This window comes from Nitrospira sp., from assembly GCA_037045225.1.
In the GTDB taxonomy this organism is placed as follows: Bacteria; Nitrospirota; Nitrospiria; order Nitrospirales; family Nitrospiraceae; genus Nitrospira_A.
In genome coordinates this window covers 464,134-486,197 of sequence record JBAOHZ010000009.1, presented here as the reverse complement: position 1 = coordinate 486,197, position 22,064 = coordinate 464,134, and the positions used below count along the sequence as shown (strand labels likewise).

Here is a 22,064-nt window from a genome sequence, read left to right as displayed (position 1 = left end):
GTGTGTCATTCCGGTTGAATTACATCGTGACAACGGTGTTCCCTCGCCGCCGTTTCCGCGCCGGGGCCTGGCCGGCGGCGCCGAAGGGCGCGACGCGGACCAACACCGCCGCTGAGAGTACATATCCCGGTTTCGGTCGCTCCGGCGGTCGCGTGGGATCCAGCACCAACGTCTCATAGGCAATCGGCGCCGCCAGACCGGCTTCGTCATCCACCGCCAAATCGTCGGCCGCCACCGTGAGGCCGCCCTGTAACGGCACAAACGCCGGTTGCGCCAACTGCTCGTCCTCGCGCAGGTCTTCGAACTGCGCCCGCGCGAAGGGCTCGTGGACCGGCGTGGTCCGCCAGGGTGAGGCCCCGGCGCGATCGGTCACCGAGACCGTCACCGTCGTCGGCCCGCCCACGAGTGGCGCCGTCCCGAGCTTCGTGATGTGCCGGTTGAGCGGCGCGATCCGCTCCCGCAGCGTCAGTTCCGCCCAGGGATGCACGCGGAGACCACTGGTCGGGGGGGCCGTCTCGCGGAGTGTCACCACCGGGGCGCTGCTGCGTGGGACGGCTCCGCTCCAATTGCGCTGGTCGGCCAGGGCGGCGGCGATTAGGTCCACCACATCCACCGCCGCCGGCAGCGGAGGCGCCGTCTTGCTGCCGAACGTCCGCGAGAAGGACACTGAGACCGAGAAGAACAGGAACTTGATCTTGGCCTTGCCCTCCACCTGCCAGGGCGTCGGACCGGCCAGCCGTCCCTGAAACGTGATGCCCATCAATAGGCGGCCGTGATAGCGCAGGGCCAGCGCGGCGCCGACCTCCACCTCAAAGGCCAAGGGGGCCAACTGGATAATCGCATCGAAGCCGAGCAGGCCGTCAAAACTAAAGCCACCTCCCGCCGCATGCAGATCCACGCGGGCGCCGAACTGGACGGTATTCGACGTGACCGCCAGGTAGGCCTGACAGCGTAATTGGAGTGAGTCTCCGTCGGCCAGCTGCAGGGCCAGCCGCTTTAACGCGGGCAATCCTGGCGGCGGGGCAAAGCGCGGGTGGAAGCCGCCGATGGCCAACACGAACTGGGGCTCTCGCCCCCAGCCGGCGCGCAAGGCCATGTCGCCCGTCAGGGTGAACTGGAGAATGCGGGAGTCATAGAGCGTGGCATCCAACGCGACGGTCTCGGCGCTGAGATCCAAGACACCCAACGCATCCATCCGGATCTGAATGAGCGGATGGGTCTGGTTCGGCAACAGGACTTGCAGCCGGCCCAAGACGACCACCCGAATCGGCGCGGGGAATTCGACCAGCAGGGCCAGGTCGAGGGTGAGCAGGGTCGGACTCCCCCAGCGTAGTTGCACCATCGGCCCCACCACATGGCGGCCCGCGGTCGGTGGGAAGACGCGGCGCAGGTCGCTGAAGATCTGCGGGGCATTCCGCAGCGGATCGACCGGGAACAGGATTGAATTGAGCGTGCCGGTCTTGAGCCCATCACGCAGCACCTCGGTGCGGACGGTGCGATGCAGGGCCACCAATCCACCGATGCCGGTGAGGGTGAAGCCTAGGCCGACGGGGATCGGCGTGAAGCCTTCGGCGGTCAAGATGACAATGAGCGAGTAGCCCTTACTGCCGTCGGGCATCCGAGTGGTGAGCAATCCAATGGCCTTGAGGGCGATGGTCTCGGCCAGCTCCAGCTGCAGCATGCCGCTGTATTCGGCCCGTTGGGGATCGAACCCCAGGAAGCCGCCGCCGGTCACCCCCGCCGCGCTAATCGCCAGGCCGAGGCCCGCCGGCGGTTTGAAGCCGAGGGCAAGATCGAACGGACCGACATTACCTTGAGCAAAGGTCGTTTGCAGGCGGAATCCCATTCCTTCCACAGCAAACGATACCGGGCCGAGTTTCCCGGAGATCTGTACCCCGACTGCCAGGGTCAGATCCGCGGAATGGTCGGTTGGCGCGAAGAGTTGCAGCGCAATACCTTTGACCGTGACGGGGCCGATCGAGAGATTCGCAGGCAGGAACGTCTCGAAGGCCTCGCTCCCGGCGAAGTGCACGCCGTTGCGTCGAGACCATTCAACGCCGAGCGGGATCGTGATGCGGCGTTCGCTGTCGCCGAGCAGGTTGTGCAGGAATGAATCGGCCTCACCCGGCTGAAGGACGAGCGTGAGCCCCTTGAGTTGAGCCGCTAACTGAATATCCAGATCGTTGTCGACGGAGGAGGCCCCGAGGTCGACCGACCCGCCTTGGAATTCAAGGCGCGTGCCCTTTGGTGAACCGAGCAGCAAGGTCGGCGTAGCTGGTTTGAAATCGAACCCGATGCCGATGCCGGCTGAGGGGGGCGTCGTTCCCGGTTGGAAGGGGTACTTGATCGACGCGTCGCCGGGGCGGAGCACGATGCCGAGTTGGGAGGCGGCATTGGTGCCCGCGCGCACCCGCAAATCGATGGTCGACGCCAGGCGCAGGGTAAGCGGGAACTCATTGGGGATGTGAGGTTGGATGGCAAGGCCGGGCAAGGTGGAGCCCTTGCCTTTCAGTTCCACGATGCTGATGGCGGCTTCGAGTTCCCGGTCGGCGATCGTAATGTAATAGAACGGGATCTTGAGCCACTGTGAATCCTCATCGAGTTCTTCGTCCTCGTCTGAGTAACCGTTGGCCAAGGATTCTTCTGCCTTGCCGATGAACACGGGAAAACCGAATGCGAAGCACAGTTCGCTGAGGTGTTGGAGCAGCAATGGAAACTTCAAGTCCTGCGTGCCCCATCCGTACACCGTGTGCGGGAGAGACAATGGATCGCGAATGATCTTCGGAATATTGTGCCAATGAAAGTGCGTGCGTATATGGCCGCGCTGATGGGCCGTGGGCGGGATGCTCTCCGTTTCGATGACATTGAGGATCGAGAGCCAATTGAAGAGTGCCGGTTGATGAGCGGCGAGGTAGTCCGTCAGCAGGACCTCAAATAACCGCTCACCGATCTGGCTCAGAAACGCGCTCGCATCCACGTCCGGTGGCGCCTGATCGATTCGATTGATTGCGAGATAGCTGGCTTTGGCTTTCCCGAGTAGAACCAGAATCTCGCTCTCAGTCGGATCATCTCGCAGGGCTTCTACCGCCTGCATGGCTTCGGCAATGGCAGTCCCCAATTGCGTATAGGCCGGAGGGACGGAAGTGGTTTCCCAGCCGAGGCGCAGCATGAAGGATCGGAACGCGTCGGTACTCCCCAACGCGCGACGCAACGGCGCCGAAGCCTCGATCATGGCGCGCGCGACCTGTTCGAATGTGCCGGCCGTGGTGCTCATTTCTGCGGATAGATCTCGCCGTAATCCAGATCGATGGAGAAATGTTTGTGCGGATCGATGATATCGACCAGCAGGTATCGGCACACGGGGCAGAACTCCTTCCCGTCACTGTCCGAGTTGCGCATGATGCAGTTGCCCGTGGGGTGATAGATCCCGCAATGGTATGTTTTTCCGCCGGTAAACAAGCCGACGATCCGGTTCTTATGTTTGAAGCAGCAGGGAAAATCGATATCCAGTTTCTTGGGCTTTTGAATGTCGTTCTCGTCCGGCACGCAGATTTGGTTGCTATCGGGGTCCTGGTTGAGTGCGCAGCCGCGGTTCGTGATGTGGTCTCTGACGTCCAGGGCGATCAGTTCGGCGAAAGGGTAGTCCTCGGAGCGGGCTGATTCGCTGGCTTCAACGGGTAGGTAGAGTACGCAACCTACATCGAACCTTCCTGCGTCGGTTGCAGTAAACGAGTGGCCCGCTTTGGGGGAGACCAGGATGGCGGCGCCCAGGGGATTGTCCGGGCCTTCCGGCTTCGAGAGGTCAGCTACCCCTCCCGGGTCCGCCAAGCCGACGATCTGTAACTGTTCGCTGACATCCGGATTGCGCGGGAGTGGATTGGGGTATCGTCGAGCGCGCAAGAGCACCGTATCGCCCTGCTTGAATTGTAGGCTTTGACCCAAGGGGATCGGAATGCGGAAGACGCCTGGCGTGGCTCGGTCGATGGGGCCCATGACGACGGTGGCTTTGCGGATGCGATGCCAGCGCCATTTGATGAGGTCGCCGTCGATGTCCTTGAACACGTCGATAAGGTCGCTGTGTTTTTGGAGGTTGCCGTATTTCTGATCGATCTGGATGCTCTGCGGCAACGTCCCCTTTCTATTTTCGCTGTACTCGTCGCCCAGGCCGAACGAATGCGCCACCTCGTGACAACCGCGGATCAGACGTCCGTGGGAGATATTCTTGGTGATGCGGCCGGTGAGATCGATGCGATAGGTCGGTTTGCCCGAGACAGGTCTGGCCGGGATTTCGTATCGCTCTTCGACGTTCATGGCGATGTACCCGCGGCCGTAGTTCACCCCTCGATCCCATTTGAGCGAAGAGAAAAGGAAGATCAGTGGGTAGTTGTTGGGGAGTGTGCCGTCCGAACGTTCGGCCCACAGTTGACCGATCGGATTGCCGTGGCCGTCGCGCAGGCGGTTCAAAATCGGATCCACCCGTATGCGTGACATCCGTCGTGGATGAAATCCCACCAATTCCGTATCGCTGCCGTCCGACAGGTTGGGATAGTCTCCGTAGGCCAGTCCGAAGGTCGAATCGGTTTCCTCGAAAAATGTCCGTCTCGCCAACTTTTGCCAATGTCGGACGGTCTTATTGGAAATCCTGTCATGCGGCACGTCGTCGAGGATGCTATCCCAATAGTCGCGGATTTCCTTGATCGGCCGATCGAGCCCTTGGCCAGGAACGGGCAGGCCGAGTCTGAAGAGGAGATTGTTGAGTTCCCAGGGTTTTCCTGCCGATGGATCCTCTGGATCGGGCACGCAGTAGAGGTCCACGGTGTCGTCGGCATTGGTCCGCACGTCCCCGTTGTTCCGTTGCGAAGGATAGACTTCACAGAGCACCGAAATGCCATGGTGGCTTGAAGGCACGAAGGCCTGAAAATAATTCATCGACGTGGAGAGGAGGTCGAAAGGGCGTGTCAGGCGGCTTTTCTTCATCAGGCCTAACAGGCTCCTGATTTGAGATTCGAATTGCGGTTTGTCGTCGGTGGTGTAGCCGTCGCACAGGAAGAGGAAATTGGGGACGAGTTCGGGATTGATCGTCCCGGGCCAGGTGTCCTGGATTTGCACGATCTCGGTTCGAATGGTGGGTTCCACAGCCCAGTCAGATGCGAAGCGAATATGAGCGCTCGCCCTGATCTCTGGTGGCGTGGGGTTGCCGGGATCCCGCAGATCTGCCGGAAGTGTTGCCGTGATCTCCACGGCTGGGTCGCTCGGGCCATTCCCAACCGAAATGATTAACCGGCCTGATGGTTCCACGTTGGCCAGGGGGCTCCACGTCAGCCCCTGATGATTGCTCAGGTCGCCGACGGTATTGTCATCGAACTGCGCGCGCACACTGAATCGTCTGAACGTGGTTTGCGGCAAAGGTGAACCGTCCGGCCGCAAGGTCAGGATCGGCGGCGTGAGCCAGGCGGAGGTCACGCGGTTATGAAGATGAATCCGGATGCTGATGCGGTATTCCTTACCGTCGCTCGAATCCTGCGCCGTGGCGTGAAGGAGGAAATTATGAATGGTCGTGACCGGGCCGGGAGGCGCAGGCACTTGGATTTCCCCGTTGTCATTATTGATCGTGATACCGAATCCGGAGCAGGCCGGCGGCGTCACGGTGAGGTCGAGCACATTTCTGAATGAGGGTTGAAAGTTGATCGTCACGTCCGCATTGGCAGCCAGGTAAGCCGCGGCGTCTTGCGTCGTACCGTCAGGAAGTTCGATATCGACTGTATTGAGTAGTGCCGGCAAGGTTCTGCCGCGCAGGAGGTGGATGTCGTACTCCCGATTGTTTTTCCATCTGATCCCGGTTATCGGCATGGTGGCGTAGACCGTCTGTGGCGATATTCGTGCTGCCGGATGGATGAAACACCTAGCCTCGTGTTGCCTGGCTACACAGGGTCACAACCGTTCCTGCAGGAAGAGCCGAAAGTACTCCGCTCGTGAAAAACTGTCAAATTCGTCTCCGTGGAAAATACGTGTATTGCGATGATGGAATCTGCACGATTCCATATTATGCGACCGCGACGGTGTTCCCTCGCCGCCGTTTCCGTGCCGGGGCCTGGCCGGCGGCGCCGAAGGGGGCGACGCGGGCCAACACCGCCGCCGAGAGCACATACCCCGGTTTCGGCCGCTCCGGCGGTCGCGTGGGATCCAGCACCAACGTCTCATAGGCAATCGGCGCCGCCAGACCGGCGTCGTCATCCACCGCCAGATCGTCGGCCGCTACCGTGAGGCCGCCCTGTAACGGCACAAACGCCGGTTGCGCCAACTGCTCGTCCTCGCGCAGGTCTTCGAACTGCGCCCGGGCGAAGGGCTCGTGGACCGGCGTGGTCCGCCAGGCTTGCGCCCCGGCGCGATCGGTCACCGAGACCGTCACCGTCGTTGGCCCGCCCACGAGTGGCGCGGTCCCGAGCTTTGTGATCTGTCGGTTCAGCGGCGCGATCCGCTCCCGTAGCGTCAGTTCCGCCCAGGGATGCACGCGGAGACCACTGGCCAGGGGGGCTGTCTCGCGGAGCGTCACCACCGAGGCGCTGCTGCGTGGGACGGCTCCGCTCCAATTGCGCTGGTCGGCCAGGGCGGCGGCGATTAGGTCCACCACATCCACCGCCGCCGGCAGCGGAGGTGCCGTCTTGCTGCCGAACGTCCGCGAGAAGGACACCGAGACCGAGAAGAACAGGAACTTGATCTTGGCCTTGCCCTCCACCTGCCAGGGCGTCGGACCGGCCAGCCGTCCCTGAAACGTGATGCCCATCAACAGGCGACCGTGATAGCGCAGGGCCAGCGCGGCGCCGACCTCCACCTCAAAGGCCAAGGGGGCCAACTGGATAATCGCATCGAAGCCGAGCAGGCCGTCAAAACTAAAGCCACCCCCTGCGGCATGCAGATCCACGCGGGCGCCGAATTGGACCGTGTTGGAGGTGACCGCCAGATAGGCCTGACAGCGTAATTGGAGTGAGTCTCCGTCGGCCAGCTGGAGAGCCAGCCGCTTTAACGCGGGCAATCCCGGTGGCGGGGCAAAGCGCGGGTGGAAGCCCCCGATGGCCAACACGAACTGGGGCTCTCGCCCCCAGCCCGCGCGCAAGGCCATGTCGCCGGTCAGGGTGAACTGGAGAATGCGGGAGTCATAGAGCGTGGCATCCAAGGCGACGGTCTCGGCGCTGAGATCCAAGACGCCCAATGCATCCATGCGGATCTGAATGAGCGGATGGGTCTGGTTCGGCAACAGGACTTGCAGCCGGCCCAAGACGACCACCCGAATCGGCGCGGGGAATTCGACCAGCAGGGCCAGGTCGAGGGTGAGCAGGGTCGGACTCCCCCAACGCAATTGCACCATCGGCCCCACCACATGGCGGCCCGCGGTCGGTGGGAAGACGCGGCGCAGGTCGCTAAAGATCTGCGGGGCGTTCCGCAGCGGATCGACGGGGAACAGGATTGAATTGAGCGTGCCGGTCTTGAGCCCATCACGCAGCACCTCGGTGCGGACGGTGCGATGCAGGGCCACCAATCCCCCGATGCCGGTGAGGGTGAAGCCTAGGCCGACGGGGATCGGCGTGAAGCCTTCGGCGGTCAAGAGAATCACCAGCGAGTAGCCCTGACTGCCGTCGGGCATCCGAGTGGTGAGCAATCCAATGGCCTTGAGGGCGATGGTCTCGGCCAGTTCCAGCTGCAGCATGCCGCTGTATTCGGCCCGTTGCGGATCGAAGCCCAGGAAGCCGCCCCCGGTGACCCCCGCTGCGCTAATCGCCAGGCCGAGGCCGGTCGGCGGTTTGAAGCGCGGCGACAGGCCGAAGAGACCCAGATTGCCCCCGCCGAAGGACACGTTCACCAGCACACCCAGCCGATCGATCGTGGCCCTTATAGGCCCAACAGTGATAGTGCCGGTTACGGAGGCTTCCGCATCCAATCCCTCCCCCTGCACATCAAAGCCCAAACGCAGCGCCTGCACCTGCAGCGGCCCTACGCACTTGTTCAACGTCAAGGTCACATCTAAACCGCCGCTGCCTTCGAAGTAGATGCCTCGTTGGCTTGTCCAGCCGAGAAGGAGGTCGAAAGACGCATCTATTTGATCCCGACCGATCGTCCCAGCCAGAAATCCGTCGGCCTCGGACAATGACATCGTCACGTTGCCGTCGACCAGAGCGAGTTCGAGAAAGCTCTCGTAGTCGGTCTCCGAGGTTTTGTCGTAGCCCCCCCTGAGCGATATCTGGCGGACGGTCAGATCAACACCACCGGGAAACGAGACCAGCGAGACGGGCGTACTGTCGGGATGACCATGACGGATCGCCAACATGACACGGCCGTCCGCCGACTTACCCAAACTGGGGGCGGTGTGGACCTCCAACGGCTTGTTCGGCCGAAGGATTATTGCTGTTCGTCTGAGGACATTGGCAGCCGCAGAGATCTCAACGACCGTGTTCTCGAATGTATGCAGGGGGATTTCTCCGTTTAACTGTCCACGTATGATCGGAAGCACTCCGATCCCGCCGTCGGCGGCATTCGGTGAAGTCTGTCTTGCACCGAATACCGACAGCCCAACAATGAGCCCTCCGATGTCGCCTAGCTGCTCATAGAGACGGGTGGAGAGCTGGAAGGTCGTAGCCGCTTCACTCTCGGGAATCGCGCGGCCGAGCAGGATTTCTTCGGCACGGCGGTCCATGGGCTCGAATCGAACCGTTGATCCGATCGCACGAAGGACCAAACCGATTCGGTTAAGCAGATCCACAGCGGCAAAATCTGGAGTGCCCCACCCATACGTTTCTTGCAGATAGCGAGGGGGATCGGACAGCAGCGCTCGCAGATGATTGTAATGAATGATGGCGCGAATGTGCTCCACCTGAAACAGGCTCTCATCGGCGTCGAAATGCTTGAACTCAAATACGTTGATCAAATGGAGCAGGGAGGAGGCGAACGGAGAGGCACCCGAGAGATAGCCGGTCAGCAATAAATCAAAGGTTCGCCGGGGGAGTTCCTTATGGATGTTGGTCCTGGACACATAGTCGCCTTGCGCGGCGAGTCGGGTCGGCAGACCATCGGCGAAACGGCGGATATCTTGGACCAGTCTGCCCATGGCCCTCGCAAGGTCCGCGATGCGAGCCGCCATCAACAGCTCATCGTCCCGTTCGGCTTCGGATGATTCCAGAACAGCGCCCAGCTTTCCGAGAAAGTCGGTCAGATCAATCCCGGTCAGCCCGATCTCGTCCAGCCCCGGCGGGAGCTTCCATCCCAAGAAGTTGACAAAGGCTTTGACCGATCCCGAATTCCGAGCCACCTCCTTGAGGATCGATAAGACCTGGCCAAGCCCAATTACCGCATCGGAGAATGTATTAGGTTTGTTCGCCACCTACTGCTCCAATTGTCCGGCCTGGAAGTCAAACTTGTCCGCCTTTGACCGTATCTTCAGGTCGCTCGTCTTCACACCCAGCCTGCGGAGATACGGCTCGGCCTCTTTTTCAGGCTGCCAGACAAGAATCTTCGCTGGGTGTTTGACCCGCAGACCAGCCGGTTGGGTCGGCTCGTTCAGGAGATTCTTCAATTTGTCATCGGCACGTTGATTCCAGAAGTCGATCCAGCCGGTTCCCGGAACTGGGAACAGCGAGGTGAGGCCGAGATGTTCGCCCCAGAGGGATTGACGGAATGAGACTACGGTTGGGTTGGGAACCGCAGGGTCCGGTTGCTTCTCACAGATCACCACGTTCAACTCGGTGGACCTCGTCGGCTGCCTTGCTTGGCCTGGATTCGCATGTTGCGTCGGCCGTGCCATTCCGATCTTGACCGCTGTCGTGAGGGCGATGACGAGCGGCGTCAACAGCCAGATGACGATACCCATCATCAATCTTTTCCACCATTTCCCTTCCTCGATCTGGTCGGCCAGTTTTTGTTCCACAATCGTAGCAAGCTGAATCTGGTTCAGGGATGCCCCGTCCAGATTGGCGCTGCCGACCGTCGCCCACAGATCATCCACGATGGCCGTCTTGCTGTGGATATAGATCGGCATGATCTCGTATTTGGCGGCAGCTTCCTGGCAACTCCAGATAGTAAAGATGCCCAGGCGTTTCTTGACCGCCGGCTCGCCCAATGCTGTGACAAGATCCGAGCGAAATTGCCTGATCAGTTGGATCTGCCTTTCCGGATAGCCTGACACATCGGGTTTGGCGTTCATCACAAGAATGACTTCCAACTGGGAGGCCTCCGGCATCTGCATCCGCTCAAGCAGGGCGTCGAAAATCTCGGGAGCCGTAAAATACTGATCTTCGAGATAGACGAACTTTTTGGCCTGAGCGATGGCACGCTGGTAGGCCTCGAGGGCACCGGTTTCCCCGTGAGGAAGTGCACGGCCTCCCGTGTGTGACGTCGTAAAGGTCCCTCCGGGCAGGGTACGAACGACCTGCACTCCAATGCCCGGCTGAACCGCAGGAGGCTGCGCGACGGCAGGGGAGAGTGCGGACGACGACGAGTCCGCCGCGTTCCAGACCGTCGTAAAGGTCCGATCAATATGCTCGACCGCCGGTCCCACCACTTTGACGCTGATGTCATGAATCAGAGAGCCGCGATGCCGGCGGTCTTGAATCAAGTGGTCCTGGGCGCCGAAATATGATTGCGACATGGTCGAGCCCAATACGAAGGCGGTGGATCCGTCCAGGATGACCGCTTTCGCATGCATGAAGGACGGAAGGTTCAGCAGAGAAAGAAAGATCGGGAAAGACCGAACGCTGGCGCGACTGCCTTTGAAGAAATCCTCTACCAGGCCGTCTGTGTCGGCGCCGAATATTCTGCCGAACACGGGAATATCCTGAACGAGGATATTGGTGGATCTGAGGCTCGCGGCTTTCACTTTGAGAATCTCGTGCACCCTCAATCCATTCACCGGCACGTTGCTCGAAGGTGGGTCTGGAATGAATTTGGTGACCAGGCCCTTCCCCAGCCAAAAATTCATGTTCATGAAATGGATCGAGGTACTCGCATTGTTGATGGCGTCTGTCAACATGGGAAACATAGTTTCCCCGTCTTTCAATATGACCACCTCGTTGCCGGTGGTCCAGGTGGGGGGAGTGCCGTCCGCGCGAAGATCAGGCTGAGTTGGATCGAGCGTCGCGTTCGTGACCAACCAGCCTTCGATGTTGGCCCGATGGATATTGATCGTGGTCAAGGTAAGGGTACTGTCAGTCACGTCCTTGTGTTCGGCGGTTTGGTGCAACAAGCGCAATCCTGGCCCGTAGACCCTGAGCACGATGTCGGGATTCCTATCGAGCACCCAGACGCGGTATTGGTCGGGTGTGTACCGAATGCTGAAGGAACCATCGTCGTCGCTGAAAACTGGCGTGGAGTCCTCGTTGAGAATCTCCTCGGAGAAGAGCGGATCAAAATCGACCGCAACGATCGCGAGTCCTTTGATCCCCTGATTCGTTCCGGCGTATACGACTCGCCCCTGGATGCTTGTATTGGCCATGATGAAGGCGTTGGAGGAGAATGAGGTGCGAGATTTCTTGAGAAAACTACTCCGGTCGCCCGCACCTGTCAACCGTCGAGGCACGTGTGAATACGTGTATTTATGCGGGTCGGAGCGAGACCGATGGCACGGTTCGGGGAGACGTCAGCCCGCTGGAACAGGCGTCAAGCGACTCATCGAGCAATAGGTGCCTGCATGCCACACCCGCGTGCCCAGGCAATCTCGACGACTCGCTCGCTGGATTGCGCGACCGACATCTGCTCATCGAAGAGCGTGGAGTAGGACGCTGCCATCGTTGTTTGAAAGTCGGGCCAGCGATCTGCCGACACACCAGCCAGAGCTGCGAGCGACGCCCGGTGTCGTGCTCGACGTGAATTCGGTCGTCGGATCGAAAAACTCCTTAGTGGCTCCGGTCGTGCCGTCGGTGAATTGGGTCGTGGCGTCGAACGGCGTCTTTGTCATCTCGACGGTGGCATTCGTCATACAGCCGCCGAGGTTGAGGAGCAATCCGGTAATCAGTGCAAAGCGTGTGGTGATCATATGAGGCCTCTTGGGTTCGCCCGATGTGTACACCAGTGTCATACCACATCGAGGTCCAGGGCCGACCCTAAGAGGAGCCCTAGTTGTGCCGGAACTTGGATTCAGTGCGAATGGGCACGGTTTGGGACACTGCGTCCGATCGGGGCTCACGTGCTGCGAAGCGACAACGGCCTGATCTTCCAGAGTCGGCGGTTTCGACAGGCCTGTCGTGACTATCGCCTGCAGCAAGGGTTCATCACGCCGTATACGCCGGAGCAAAATGGAATGATCGAACGGTTTTTTCGGGGCCTGAAAGAGGAGTGTGTCTGGCAACACACGTTCCAGACGTGTGAGGAGGCGCGGCGGATCATTCGGGACTGTGTCCAGTGGTACAACCACGAGCGACCGCATCAGGCGCTGGGGTATCGGAGCCCGGCCCAATACCGCGTGCAACAATCAACTCAGGTGGCGTGATTTCAGGGGAGCATTACATGCATGCCTACTGCCTGATGAGCAACCACTTCCACCTGCTGGTGGAAACACCCGAGGCTAATCTCTCCAGTGCGATGCGTCAGCTCAATGGTGTCTATACCCAAACCTTTAACCGCCGCCACAGCCGGGTGGGCAATGTCTTAGAAGGCCGCTTCAAGGTGGTCGTCGTGGAGCGGGACAGCTATCTCCTGGAACTGTCACGGTATGTGGTGCTGAATCCGGTGCGCGCGCCTCACTCGCAAGCCGGAGACGTATCTTTGGTCGAGCTATCGAGCGACCGCGGGGCTCATGCCTGTTCCGCGCTATCTGAACGTGGAGTGGCTGCTTGCCCAGTTTGGGCGACAGCGAGCTGTTACTGAGCGGAAGTATCGGGCCTTCGTCGCCGAGGGAATCGGGCAGGATACTCCCTGGGAGCAGAAGCAGGGGCAGGTGCTGCTTGGCAGCGAACGATTCGTCGAAGGCCTGCACTCTCATCTCCAGGACAAGCAGGCGCTCACAGAGATTCCGCGGGCGCAACGCTTTGCCGGCCGCCCGACACTCAGCGACCTGTTTCCCGCCAGGCTCCGTGCCAACCGTGCCCAGCGGGACGCGGTCATTCACCGGGCCCATGTTGAGTATGGATACTCATCCCATTCTCACAGATATTTTCCGCGGTAGGGCGATGAGGCAGAGGCCGTGATGGCCGCATGCGAGGGCCGAGGACCGGCCCTTCTATCGCTTCCGGTGTGTTAACCGTTTGAGTGCTTCCTGATAGACCGCGAGATCTTCCCGTTTTCCAATGGCGACGACTTCGACCAGGATCTCTTGGTCGATGATCCGGTACACGATACGGATTGATTTCTTCGCTGCGTAAAGTTTGTAGTAGCCGGTGAGATCGAGCCCTGCCCGATTGCCAAGATGCTCGCCGAGCCGTGGGGCCGTTTCGAGCTTTCTGAGCTGCTTCGCAACCGGTGCTTTCAGCGATCCGTCAAGCTGTCGAAAGTCCTGGGCGGCTGCGACGGTCAGGACGACGCTATATCGCAACGCGCTGTTCCTTCAGCAACGACTCCAAGGTGACAGTTTTCTTCCCTTTCTTGCGTGCCCGCTGTGTCACTTGGCGATGGATCTCCATATGCTCCAAGAGGTCGAGCGCCTCCGCCATTTTTTCATAGTCATCCACCGGCACGATTACAGCCTCTACCTGATTGTTCTTGAGGACGACGACTCGCCGCCGCTGCTGGGCCTTCAGCGCGGTCAGCACTTTTCCGAACGACCGCGCGACTCGAGATGCGCTGAGAATTTCTTCCTTCTTGTAGGCCACGGCCATGTGGTACCTCATGATTTATTATGCGTGTAATATAGCGTACGATTATATGCAATCACAGGCTAAAAATGCCATGTGATGTAAAGGGGGAGATCCCTTTAGGTGATTCGCGTTCATGGCTATCCCTGCTACCCTGTGATTCCTGGACTAGAAATGGTTGAGCGGCTTGCGCTCTACCTTTATGATGGGTTTCCTCCCTGTCTTGCGCGCCCGCTGCGTGATCCGGTGATGGATCTCCATGTGAGGTCGCAACCGGCATCGACGGGCGGCTCTGATCCTGTCCGCATAAGAGTCGGACGAAATCCGCACTTGGAACTCATTGAAATGATAACCATCACGGCGTATTGTTCATGAAGGGGAGCGGCGTGTTCTACGGACTGAAATGGTCGGACCCGGCTCTCAAGCAGATCCGCCTAAACATAGGTAGTCAGTCACGCGGGGCTTGAGGCGGGATGGCACTCAGCTTCTTCGTGATCGACACAACGATGACTTCCACAGCTCGTGATGACGATGCCTTTGTGCTCGATGCTCCAGATCTGGCTGAAATCAAAGTCGATTGAACCTTCGTGTGGGCCGTGTATCATGAGTTCCTTTCGGTCAGTCCTGGCCGAGAGGAACTTGCGTTCGGAGTCATTGGCTTTGACTGAAGCAGGCTGGCTAACAGCCGACAGGGGTAGTGCAACTCATGCTTCACCCTAATCAATTTACAGTCAACGATGCCTGGATTGGTTTTCGGCTCAACGATGCGGCTGTTGTCACGGAACACGACGGCGACTTTGATTGCCTCGCCTTGATGGACGCGGCGAGTTGCTACATTGTCGGTATGGAAATGTATTCCGCCCGCGCCACGGGGCCGTCCGAGCTAGGGTCGCGCCGTTTGCTGCAGCAAGGGCATGGACGCGCAGGCACATGGCCCTCAAAGCTGTTCGTGGCGAAAGGACAGATTCCAGATACGTTGTGTCAGGAAGCCTCTGGCCTCAACATCGAAGTGGTCATTGTTCCGGAGGATGAACTACTCGTGTTCATCGGCGAAGCACGTGACGGGTTTAAAGAGCGGTTCGGGAGAACACAGTGACGCATAACGAGCTGCTCGAGCCGTGGGGGAATCGGGACGGTGCGGTTGTGTAGAAGCGTGAAGTGAAATGTGACGGCCTGTGGGTAGATGCAGCGGAATGGTGTCAGGTGCCGGTATTGTATGCAGGCGCCTGCACCTCGACACGCTCCACATTGCCATTCTCAGACCTGGTACACGGGCATCCGAATGCCCGATGGCCATTGCTTCTTCCTGTTTTCACGCTCACCGTGTATCGAATCATTTGACTGATCCCTTCGGACCCTTTATCGTCGCGCCATGGGCTTGGACGAGATTCTCTTTCGTGGCATCAACGGCGTGGCCGGGCAGTCGAGCCTGCTCGATTGGGTGATGGTCGAATTGGCCAAGCCGAGCAATCTGCTGTATCCCGTTCTGCTCGCCGCGGCGTACTGGTTCTGGACGAATCGCCGGGAATGTCTGATCGGCGCGGTGGGATTGGCTGCTGTTGTCGGTGCGGCGGATGCCTTGGGGACACAACTCAAGGGGCTGGTGCAACGTCCGCGGCCCTGTGTCACGCTTGCGGATGTGCACCAACTGCTGGGCTGCGGCGGTGCGTTTTCGTTTCCCTCCAATCACGCGGCCAACACGGCGGCGGCGGCGGCGTTTTTCCAGGTGCTCTATCCCAAGACCGGCTGGATCGGCTGGCCGTTGGTCGCGGCCATCGGCATTTCGCGCGTCTACATCGGGGCCCATTACCTGACGGATGTGATCGGCGGATGGGTCCTGGGCGGATTGATTGGGGCAGGCGTGGCCTGGTCACTCACCCGCTGGTCGCGATTCAGGCCGGTTGCTGAGCCGGCCTCTCCCTCGGGGGCCGAGGCCGGCTCACTTTCCTAAGGCAGCTATTCCGCCAGGCAGGCGAGAAGGGCGGCGCGGCAGTTCTCCTGGTCGAAGTTGCGGCCGATCAGCACCATGACGTGGTCGGGTTCATCGAGCAGCATGACCGGCGAGACGGTGCCGGTGCGCGGCGGAAAAAACTGAAACTCCTGTAATTCAGGTTCCTGCGCAAAACGGAAAAAACCCTTCGCTCGTTCCATTCCCTCCGGTAACGACTTCGTCCATTCCATGAACTTTGTGCGATCGAGCGGCTTCGGAAGCCGCACCGTGGTCACCATGGGGTGGTGAGGTGCGCGTGCGTCGCGCCTCTCGTCTGCCGTGGGAAGTTCCCCAAACGACACATTGGTTGGGACCGTGCGTGTCGCCGGTGCGGCGAGCAGTGCTGAAATGTCTAGCCTGGCGTGGTTGGTTTCCCAGATCCGTCCATACGGATTGTGGTGCGTGATGATCTTGCGGAACTGCTCCCAATGACCGGGAATATAGAGATCCCGTTTATTGAGGATTACGTCATCGGCGTAACGAATGGCGTTGCGGGTCACGAGTTCCGCCATGCCGCTATCGGGTAGGGGCACGGGATGCAACATGGCAAAGACCCGCTCAAGCTTCGCGATGCGTGACACGTAGGCATCCGTCACGGCATCGACCACTTCCGCGGGGTCCGCCATGCCGGAGCATTCCAGCACGATCACCGTGGATTGGTAGTCCTGCACGAGTTGAGTGATGCTCCAGGCGAGGTCGTCTTTGGTATCGCAACAGATGCAGCCACCGGCGAGGTTGAGGACCTGCTCCGCGATGGTGCCGGCGCGCGGCCCGTCGATGCTGACTTCGCCTGCCTCGTTCATGAGTACGCCGACCTTGTGCCCCTGGCTGTTCCAGAATTCCAGGAGGCGCATGAGCAGCGTCGTCTTGCCTGCGCCCAGCGATCCGCACAGGACGTAAAAGGGAACGGGGAGAATCTGCGGTTGAGTCATGCGGCTATTGTAACTGCTGAGGTAGTGAGACGGCTAGTTGGTGCTCTAACGCGAGAACCAGGCACGAAGGAATGCAGCGATCATGGACAGATGGTAGGCCAGGTTTCCGGCGGATGATCAACAAGTCTGTCCAGCGCGGCCGCAGCGAGCGAGGAGGCGAGGCGTACCCTTGCGGTACGTTGAGGCCCTGAGCGATGCGAGAACAATGCCGGAGGATTTTTTCACCATCCGCCTAATGATGGCTGTGCAGAAACTCGGGGTGTGAATGTTGGTCGGCGAGTTTGGATAAGTCGCAATGAACGGCTTCGGGATGGCAGCATTCCGTTTCAAGCTGGATGGTCAGATGTTTGATCTTGAATTCACTGGTCACTCGGTTTCGGATCGCCTGGAGAAGGTCGGTCGTTAGCGCCTCGTCGTCCCCATCGACCTGCACGTGTGTGGTCATCATGATGAGGCGCGGTTCAACCGCCCAGATATGCAGGTCATGAACATTTTTCACGCCTGGAATGGCCTCGATGGTGGCGGCAACCTGCGCGGGACTGAGTCCGGGCGGGGTGGACTCCAGGAGGACCTCAAGTGATTCTTTAAAGAGTGGCCACGCACCTCGCACGATCGCCAGCACGACGAAGAGACTGACCAGCGGATCGAGGACCGACCATCCGGTCAACATAATCGCCCCTCCGCTCACCACGACTCCCAATGACACCCAGGCATCGCTCAGCATGTGCCAGAACGCGCTGCGGATATTGAGGTCGTCTTTCGCGCCGTGCTGGAGCAGGAGGGCGATCGACAGATTGGCGGCGAAGCTGATTAGGGCGATCAGCATCACCCAGCCGCCGGGGATCGAGACGGGAGTCAGGATACGTTCGGCGCTCATGATCGTGAGGCCGGCGGCGGTGAGCAGCAGAAGAAACGAGTTGAGGAATGCGGCCACGATGCCGGCCCGGTGATACCCGAAGGTCCGGCTGTCGGTGGCGGGGCGCGCCGTCAGGATATGGGCATACAAGGCCAAGAACAGGGAGCCTTGATCGACGAGGTTGTGGCCGGCGTCTCCGATCAGGCCGATACTGTTCGTGAGGAACCCTCCGACGAATTCCGCGACGATGATGACGGCGTTGAGGGCGAGCGCAATCCTCAATCGGGAGCGGAGTTCATGGTAGGTGTGGGGAATCATCGTCATCAGTGTCTCACGAGAGGCCGACGGGGGCAAGGCGTTGTCAGGGTCTTGTTACGGGCGGGAGGAGGGGCAGCTTCACGTGGGAGGGATGGTACGGGAGGACGTGGCGATAGACGGGACGGTTTCAGTTCGATGCCGCGAGTGTCTTGAGTTCTTCTCCGCTGATCGTTTCTTTTTCGAGCAGCACCTGTGCCGCTTTGCGCAGGATGGCCTCTTGGGATGTGATGAGGGTGCGGGCGCGTTCGTACTGTTCATCGATCAACAGGCGGACCTCACAGTCGATTTCACGGGAGGTGTGTTCGCTGTAGTCCCCCGGTGTCTGCGAAGGGCCGGTCTGCAGGAAGACGGATTGCCGGTCCCGTTCCAGACTCACCTGACCGAGTTTCTCGCTCATGCCGTAGGCCTTGACCATACTCTTGGCGATATCGGTGGCCTTACGCAAGTCATCTTGCGCGCCGGTTGAGACTTCGCCGTAGATGACTTCCTCTGCAGCGCGTCCACCCAGGAGGACCGCAATCCGGTTCTTGAGTTCGGACACGGTCATGAGAAATCGATCTTCAGTCGGGAGCTGCATGGTGTAGCCGAGCGCGGCAATACCTCGAGGAATAATTGAGATTTTATGCACGGCATCGCCGCCCGGGATGGACATGGCCATCAACGCATGGCCGATCTCATGATGGGCGACCCGGGCGCGTTCCATCTTGTTGAGGACGCGGTTTTTCTTTTCGAGCCCGCCGATGACTCGCTCGACCGCTTCTTGCAACTCGGAGAGGGTGACGGTGTCTTTGTTTCGCCGGACCGCAAGCAGCGCCGCTTCGTTCAGGAGATTCGCCAGATCGGCACCGACAAACCCCGGTGTCATGGCGGCGATCGTTTCCAGATCCGCCTGGTTGGCGAGGGTGATGCTGCGGGCATGGACTTTCAGAATCGCGAGCCGCCCGATTTTATCCGGCCGGTCCACAAGTACCTGACGATCGAACCGCCCGGCGCGCAACAGGGCGGGATCCAGGATTTCGGGGCGGTTGGTGGCGGCCACGAGAATGACCCCGGCGCGTGAATCGAAGCCGTCCATTTCGACCAGCAGTTGATTCAGCGTCTGTTCCCGTTCTTCATGGACCATCGGACCGGCCCCGCGAGCCTTCCCCAGCGCGTCGAGTTCGTCGAGAAAAATGATGCAGGGCGCCTTGCTCTTGGCCTGTTCGAACAGGTCCCGCACGCGGGCGGCGCCCACGCCGACGAACATCTCCACGAATTCTGAGCCGCTGATGGAGAAAAATGGGACACCGGCTTCGCCGGCTACGGCCTTGGCTAGGAGGGTCTTGCCGGTGCCCGGTGGGCCGACGAGTAAAATGCCCTTTGGGATCTTGCCGCCCAGCCGGCGAAACTTTTCGGGTGTCTTGAGAAATTCGACAATTTCTTCCAGTTCCTGCTTGGCCTCGTCGACGCCTGCCACATCGGCGAACGTCACCTTCACTTCCTTCTCCACATAGATCTTGGCTTTGCTCTGGCCGACCGTCATGAAGCCTTGGCTTTGTCCCATGCGACGCAAGAGAAACCACCAGACGCCGAAGAAGAGCACGATCGGCACAATCCAGGACAACACGTCGCGGAAGAGCGTGCTTTCGATGACGCCGGTGACCTTTACCTGATGTTCGGCAAGATTCCTGAGCAGGTCCGGGTCTTCGATGCGAATGGTGTGGAAGACCTTGTCCTCTTTCAGCTTCCCATGAATGATCTGCGGCGCGACCGCGACTTCGATGACTTTTCCTGCCGCCACGGATTCTTTAAACTCGCTGTAGGGGATTTCAGTCGGGTTGAAGAACGAGGGGAGAAACGTCTGAAGAAGGATCAGCACCCAGAGGGCGATGAACATGTACCAGATGGAAAATTGCCGCTGTTTAGGATCCATAGAAGACGTGCCGAGTTGGTATGGAAGCGATCTGATCTTGATGATCGCAGGTCTGCTCTTACCAGACCATGAATCAGCCGAACTAGTCAATGGGGAAGCGGGTTGAGGTGAGGAAAGCGAGCTGGCGTGGCCCGCGCCATGCGTAACACCAGCGTTTCATGTCTTGGTTCGGCGCACCTGGGAGGCTGGGACTGAGCTAGGACGCATCTGACCGTCTGCGACGAGGGGGTTAAGACCCTTGCGGTCGCTCAACCGACGCCTCTGATGGAGGGGGTACTGCAAACACGAAGACGCCATTTTTTGAGAAGAGAGGGGTGAGGACACGAGACAGGTCTTTGAGTCGATGATCCAGCACCTCTGCCTCCGGCCCGTCGAATTTCAGGACATGATAGGTCGTGTGCACTCGCCTGAACTCGCGAATATTGAGAATCACATGGGTGAGCCCTTCTGCACGAAGGCGATCTCTGAGGGCCTCTGGGGAGGCCGCGTCCTTCACCCATTGTGTGAGGGGGTGGTCGTGAAATGGGTAGGGGGCAATCGACGGTCGGTCGAAGTAAAAAGGCCTGGTCTCCCCGATGAACAACAGTCGCGCCTCTACGGGCAATTGCTCCCTGACATAACGTGCGGCCTCATAGTGGTCGAGGTACCGGGCCGCATAGCTGTCGGGAGACTCTCGGCCAAGTGCGACCTGGTCTGATGAAAAGACCAGCGAGTGTTGTGCGACAAACCGAGTCCCGCCCCAGATCCCCAACAAGAGGATGCCGGCACAGGCCGCAATGCGGGCATACCGTTTCAGTCGAAGGAGCAAGGTCGTCGTGACGACTAGGCTCAGCACGAGCGCAGGGGCGAGAAAGCGGGTGGTGGTCGAGGTGCTCACCCAGCTTGCCAGCACCAATCCTAGAAATATCGCCAGGGCATCGTACATCCTCCGCGATTCGGGACTGGCCTGCGTCAGGCGCATCACGATCGGGATGATCAGGACGATGCAGAGGGATGCGACGGCGAAGGGGCCTGCATCCGAGGCGGAGCCGAACCGGTCGGGGGTGATCACCATGTCGTACGGGAGTCGTAGAATCTCCCAGAGATCGTACGGACTGCCGAGTGAGGGCAGGTCCCCCAGGAGCCGCGCTTGTTGTTCATCGCCCCAATACTGTCCGCCCAGCCATCGATACCCCATGGGATAAATCGGGTTCCCGGTGGTGATCCAAGCCCGCCCCCACCAGGGAGCGGAAGCCCCGACCGCGACCAGGCTTGCGAGGCCGACCGATCTCCAGGGCCATCCTATAACCAGCGCGGCTACCGCTTCGGCGAGGATCCAGGAGGCGCCGGATAGTTTCACCGAGGCTGCAAAGCCCCACAAGAGGCCGACGGCCAGCCATGGCTGTGAGCGGGTCGGCGGCAGCAGGAGCAGAGCCGCCGCCGCCACGACGGCGATCGTCAGTGACGTTTCGGCAAACGGGAGCGTTCCCAGGAACAGAAGGGTGACGGAAGACGCCAGTGCGCCGGTGATGGCGGCAGGGATTCCGTGGCACTGTCCGGAACGATCCAGCGATTCTGCCAGTCCCCATGCACAAAGACACATCGTGAGCCAGGCGGTGACGTGCATGGCTTGTGCACCGATGGCGCCGGCGAAGGCCATGCCCCATCCAAGCAGCAGGTCGGACGCATGAGGCATGAAGAAGAAATACGACCAGGGAAAGGTCGGGCTGGTTCCTGCGCTCAGCGCATATTGAGGAATAGGGAGGTGGTAGGCGAGGGCATCATAAAATGCGGGTGGGATTGTGGCCCATAGAATGACCAGCAACCACACCGCCCCGACCACGAGACCGTTGAGCCAATCCATCCCTCTGATTGGGGTGAGCCGGGACATGCGGACGTTCCGGCCACAGTCGATGAGCGTCCAGATGGCGAGAAGGCCTGTCACAAGTCCCGCAACCGGATAGATGCCGCAGAGGGCTGCGATCGCCGCAATCAGGGCCAAGATGGCCGTTCCCGTAGCCAGGCTGGTTGCGAGGTGGAGCAGAGGGCGTTCGCTTGAAGGGGAGGGACAGAGCGGGCCCGAGAATCGCTCGACGGCCCTTGCCGCGCCGGATGCTGCAAGGAGGAATGAGCTCGGTATGAAGAGGTATGGAAGACGTGCGGGATCGATCAAGAGGACACCCAGGCCTATGGTCGCCGTTGCGATGAGCGGGATGGTGAACCGTTGGTCGCGATCAGCGGGAAGCCTGTCGTTCTGTTCCATAAGGCAAGAGGAGAAGAGGATTGAACGGCCGCTGCCGGTACT

General features: G+C 60.0%; 16 protein-coding genes. 5 read left to right on the top strand and 11 right to left on the bottom strand.

All coding sequences use genetic code 11. The annotated features are described in order from the left end of the window. Positions 1–19: 19 nt before the first annotated feature. From V9G17_03330 to V9G17_03310, 5 genes are all read right to left on the bottom strand, one after another. Positions 20–3,274 carry a DUF6603 domain-containing protein gene (locus tag V9G17_03330; GenBank protein ID MEI2751607.1) on the bottom strand — a complete coding sequence of 1,085 codons (3,255 nt, stop codon included), beginning with the start codon at positions 3,272–3,274 and terminating at the stop codon, positions 20–22. Next, positions 3,271–5,850, bottom strand: a complete 2,580-nt coding sequence (locus tag V9G17_03325; protein MEI2751606.1) for a M64 family metallopeptidase — start codon at positions 5,848–5,850, stop codon at positions 3,271–3,273. Before V9G17_03325 ends, V9G17_03330 begins: the two co-directional genes overlap by 4 nt. Before the next feature lie 193 nt (positions 5,851–6,043). Next, positions 6,044–9,373 (bottom strand): DUF6603 domain-containing protein, encoded by a 3,330-nt coding sequence (locus V9G17_03320; protein ID MEI2751605.1) that lies wholly within the window; start codon positions 9,371–9,373, stop codon positions 6,044–6,046. Next, on the bottom strand, positions 9,374–11,479 hold the full coding sequence (locus V9G17_03315; GenBank protein ID MEI2751604.1) for a phospholipase D family protein: 2,106 nt from the start codon (positions 11,477–11,479) through the stop codon (positions 9,374–9,376). Positions 11,480–11,740: 261 nt separating this feature from the next. Next, positions 11,741–12,019, bottom strand: a complete 279-nt coding sequence (locus tag V9G17_03310; protein MEI2751603.1) for a hypothetical protein — start codon at positions 12,017–12,019, stop codon at positions 11,741–11,743. A gap of 150 nt (positions 12,020–12,169) precedes the next feature. On the opposite strand from V9G17_03310, the gene V9G17_03305 reads away from it, so the two are divergent. From V9G17_03305 to V9G17_03295, 3 genes are read left to right on the top strand one after another with little or no spacing between them, the layout of a single operon-like run. After that, positions 12,170–12,472 carry an integrase core domain-containing protein gene (locus V9G17_03305; protein MEI2751602.1) on the top strand — a complete coding sequence of 101 codons (303 nt, stop codon included), beginning with the start codon at positions 12,170–12,172 and terminating at the stop codon, positions 12,470–12,472. Positions 12,473–12,489: 17 nt separating this feature from the next. Beyond that, positions 12,490–12,849 (top strand): transposase, encoded by a 360-nt coding sequence (locus tag V9G17_03300; protein ID MEI2751601.1) that lies wholly within the window; start codon positions 12,490–12,492, stop codon positions 12,847–12,849. Further along, entirely contained in the window at positions 12,779–13,147 is a 369-nt protein-coding gene (locus V9G17_03295) for a hypothetical protein (protein MEI2751600.1), read from the top strand. The genes V9G17_03300 and V9G17_03295 overlap by 71 nt, the downstream gene beginning before the upstream one ends. A 54-nt stretch (positions 13,148–13,201) precedes the next feature. Here V9G17_03295 and V9G17_03290 read toward each other — a convergent pair whose 3' ends face one another. Beyond that, the gene (locus tag V9G17_03290; GenBank protein ID MEI2751599.1) at positions 13,202–13,513 is read right to left on the bottom strand and encodes a type II toxin-antitoxin system RelE/ParE family toxin; all 312 of its coding nucleotides are present in this window, start codon (positions 13,511–13,513) and stop codon (positions 13,202–13,204) included. Further along, positions 13,503–13,796 (bottom strand): type II toxin-antitoxin system Phd/YefM family antitoxin, encoded by a 294-nt coding sequence (locus V9G17_03285; protein ID MEI2751598.1) that lies wholly within the window; start codon positions 13,794–13,796, stop codon positions 13,503–13,505. The genes V9G17_03290 and V9G17_03285 overlap by 11 nt, the downstream gene beginning before the upstream one ends. A 682-nt stretch (positions 13,797–14,478) precedes the next feature. Here V9G17_03285 and V9G17_03280 point away from each other — a divergent pair. Further along, a complete protein-coding gene (locus V9G17_03280; protein MEI2751597.1) occupies positions 14,479–14,868 on the top strand; it encodes a hypothetical protein in 390 nt (129 codons plus the stop codon). A gap of 276 nt (positions 14,869–15,144) precedes the next feature. Beyond that, a complete protein-coding gene (locus V9G17_03275; GenBank protein MEI2751596.1) occupies positions 15,145–15,723 on the top strand; it encodes a phosphatase PAP2 family protein in 579 nt (192 codons plus the stop codon). 5 nt (positions 15,724–15,728) lie between these two features. On the opposite strand, the gene V9G17_03270 is transcribed toward V9G17_03275, so the two are convergent. The 4 genes from V9G17_03270 to V9G17_03255 form a co-directional block, all read right to left on the bottom strand. Continuing rightward, a complete protein-coding gene (locus V9G17_03270; GenBank protein ID MEI2751595.1) occupies positions 15,729–16,694 on the bottom strand; it encodes a GTP-binding protein in 966 nt (321 codons plus the stop codon). A gap of 232 nt (positions 16,695–16,926) precedes the next feature. Continuing rightward, positions 16,927–17,874: a cation diffusion facilitator family transporter gene (locus V9G17_03265; protein MEI2751594.1), complete on the bottom strand. Its 948-nt coding sequence runs from the start codon at positions 17,872–17,874 to the stop codon at positions 16,927–16,929. A gap of 121 nt (positions 17,875–17,995) precedes the next feature. Beyond that, positions 17,996–19,780, bottom strand: a complete 1,785-nt coding sequence (gene ftsH / locus V9G17_03260) for an ATP-dependent zinc metalloprotease FtsH (GenBank protein ID MEI2751593.1) — start codon at positions 19,778–19,780, stop codon at positions 17,996–17,998. A 229-nt stretch (positions 19,781–20,009) separates the two neighbouring features. Further along, complete coding sequence (locus V9G17_03255) at positions 20,010–22,022, bottom strand: hypothetical protein (GenBank protein ID MEI2751592.1); 2,013 nt, start codon at positions 22,020–22,022, stop codon at positions 20,010–20,012. Positions 22,023–22,064: the final 42 nt, after the last annotated feature.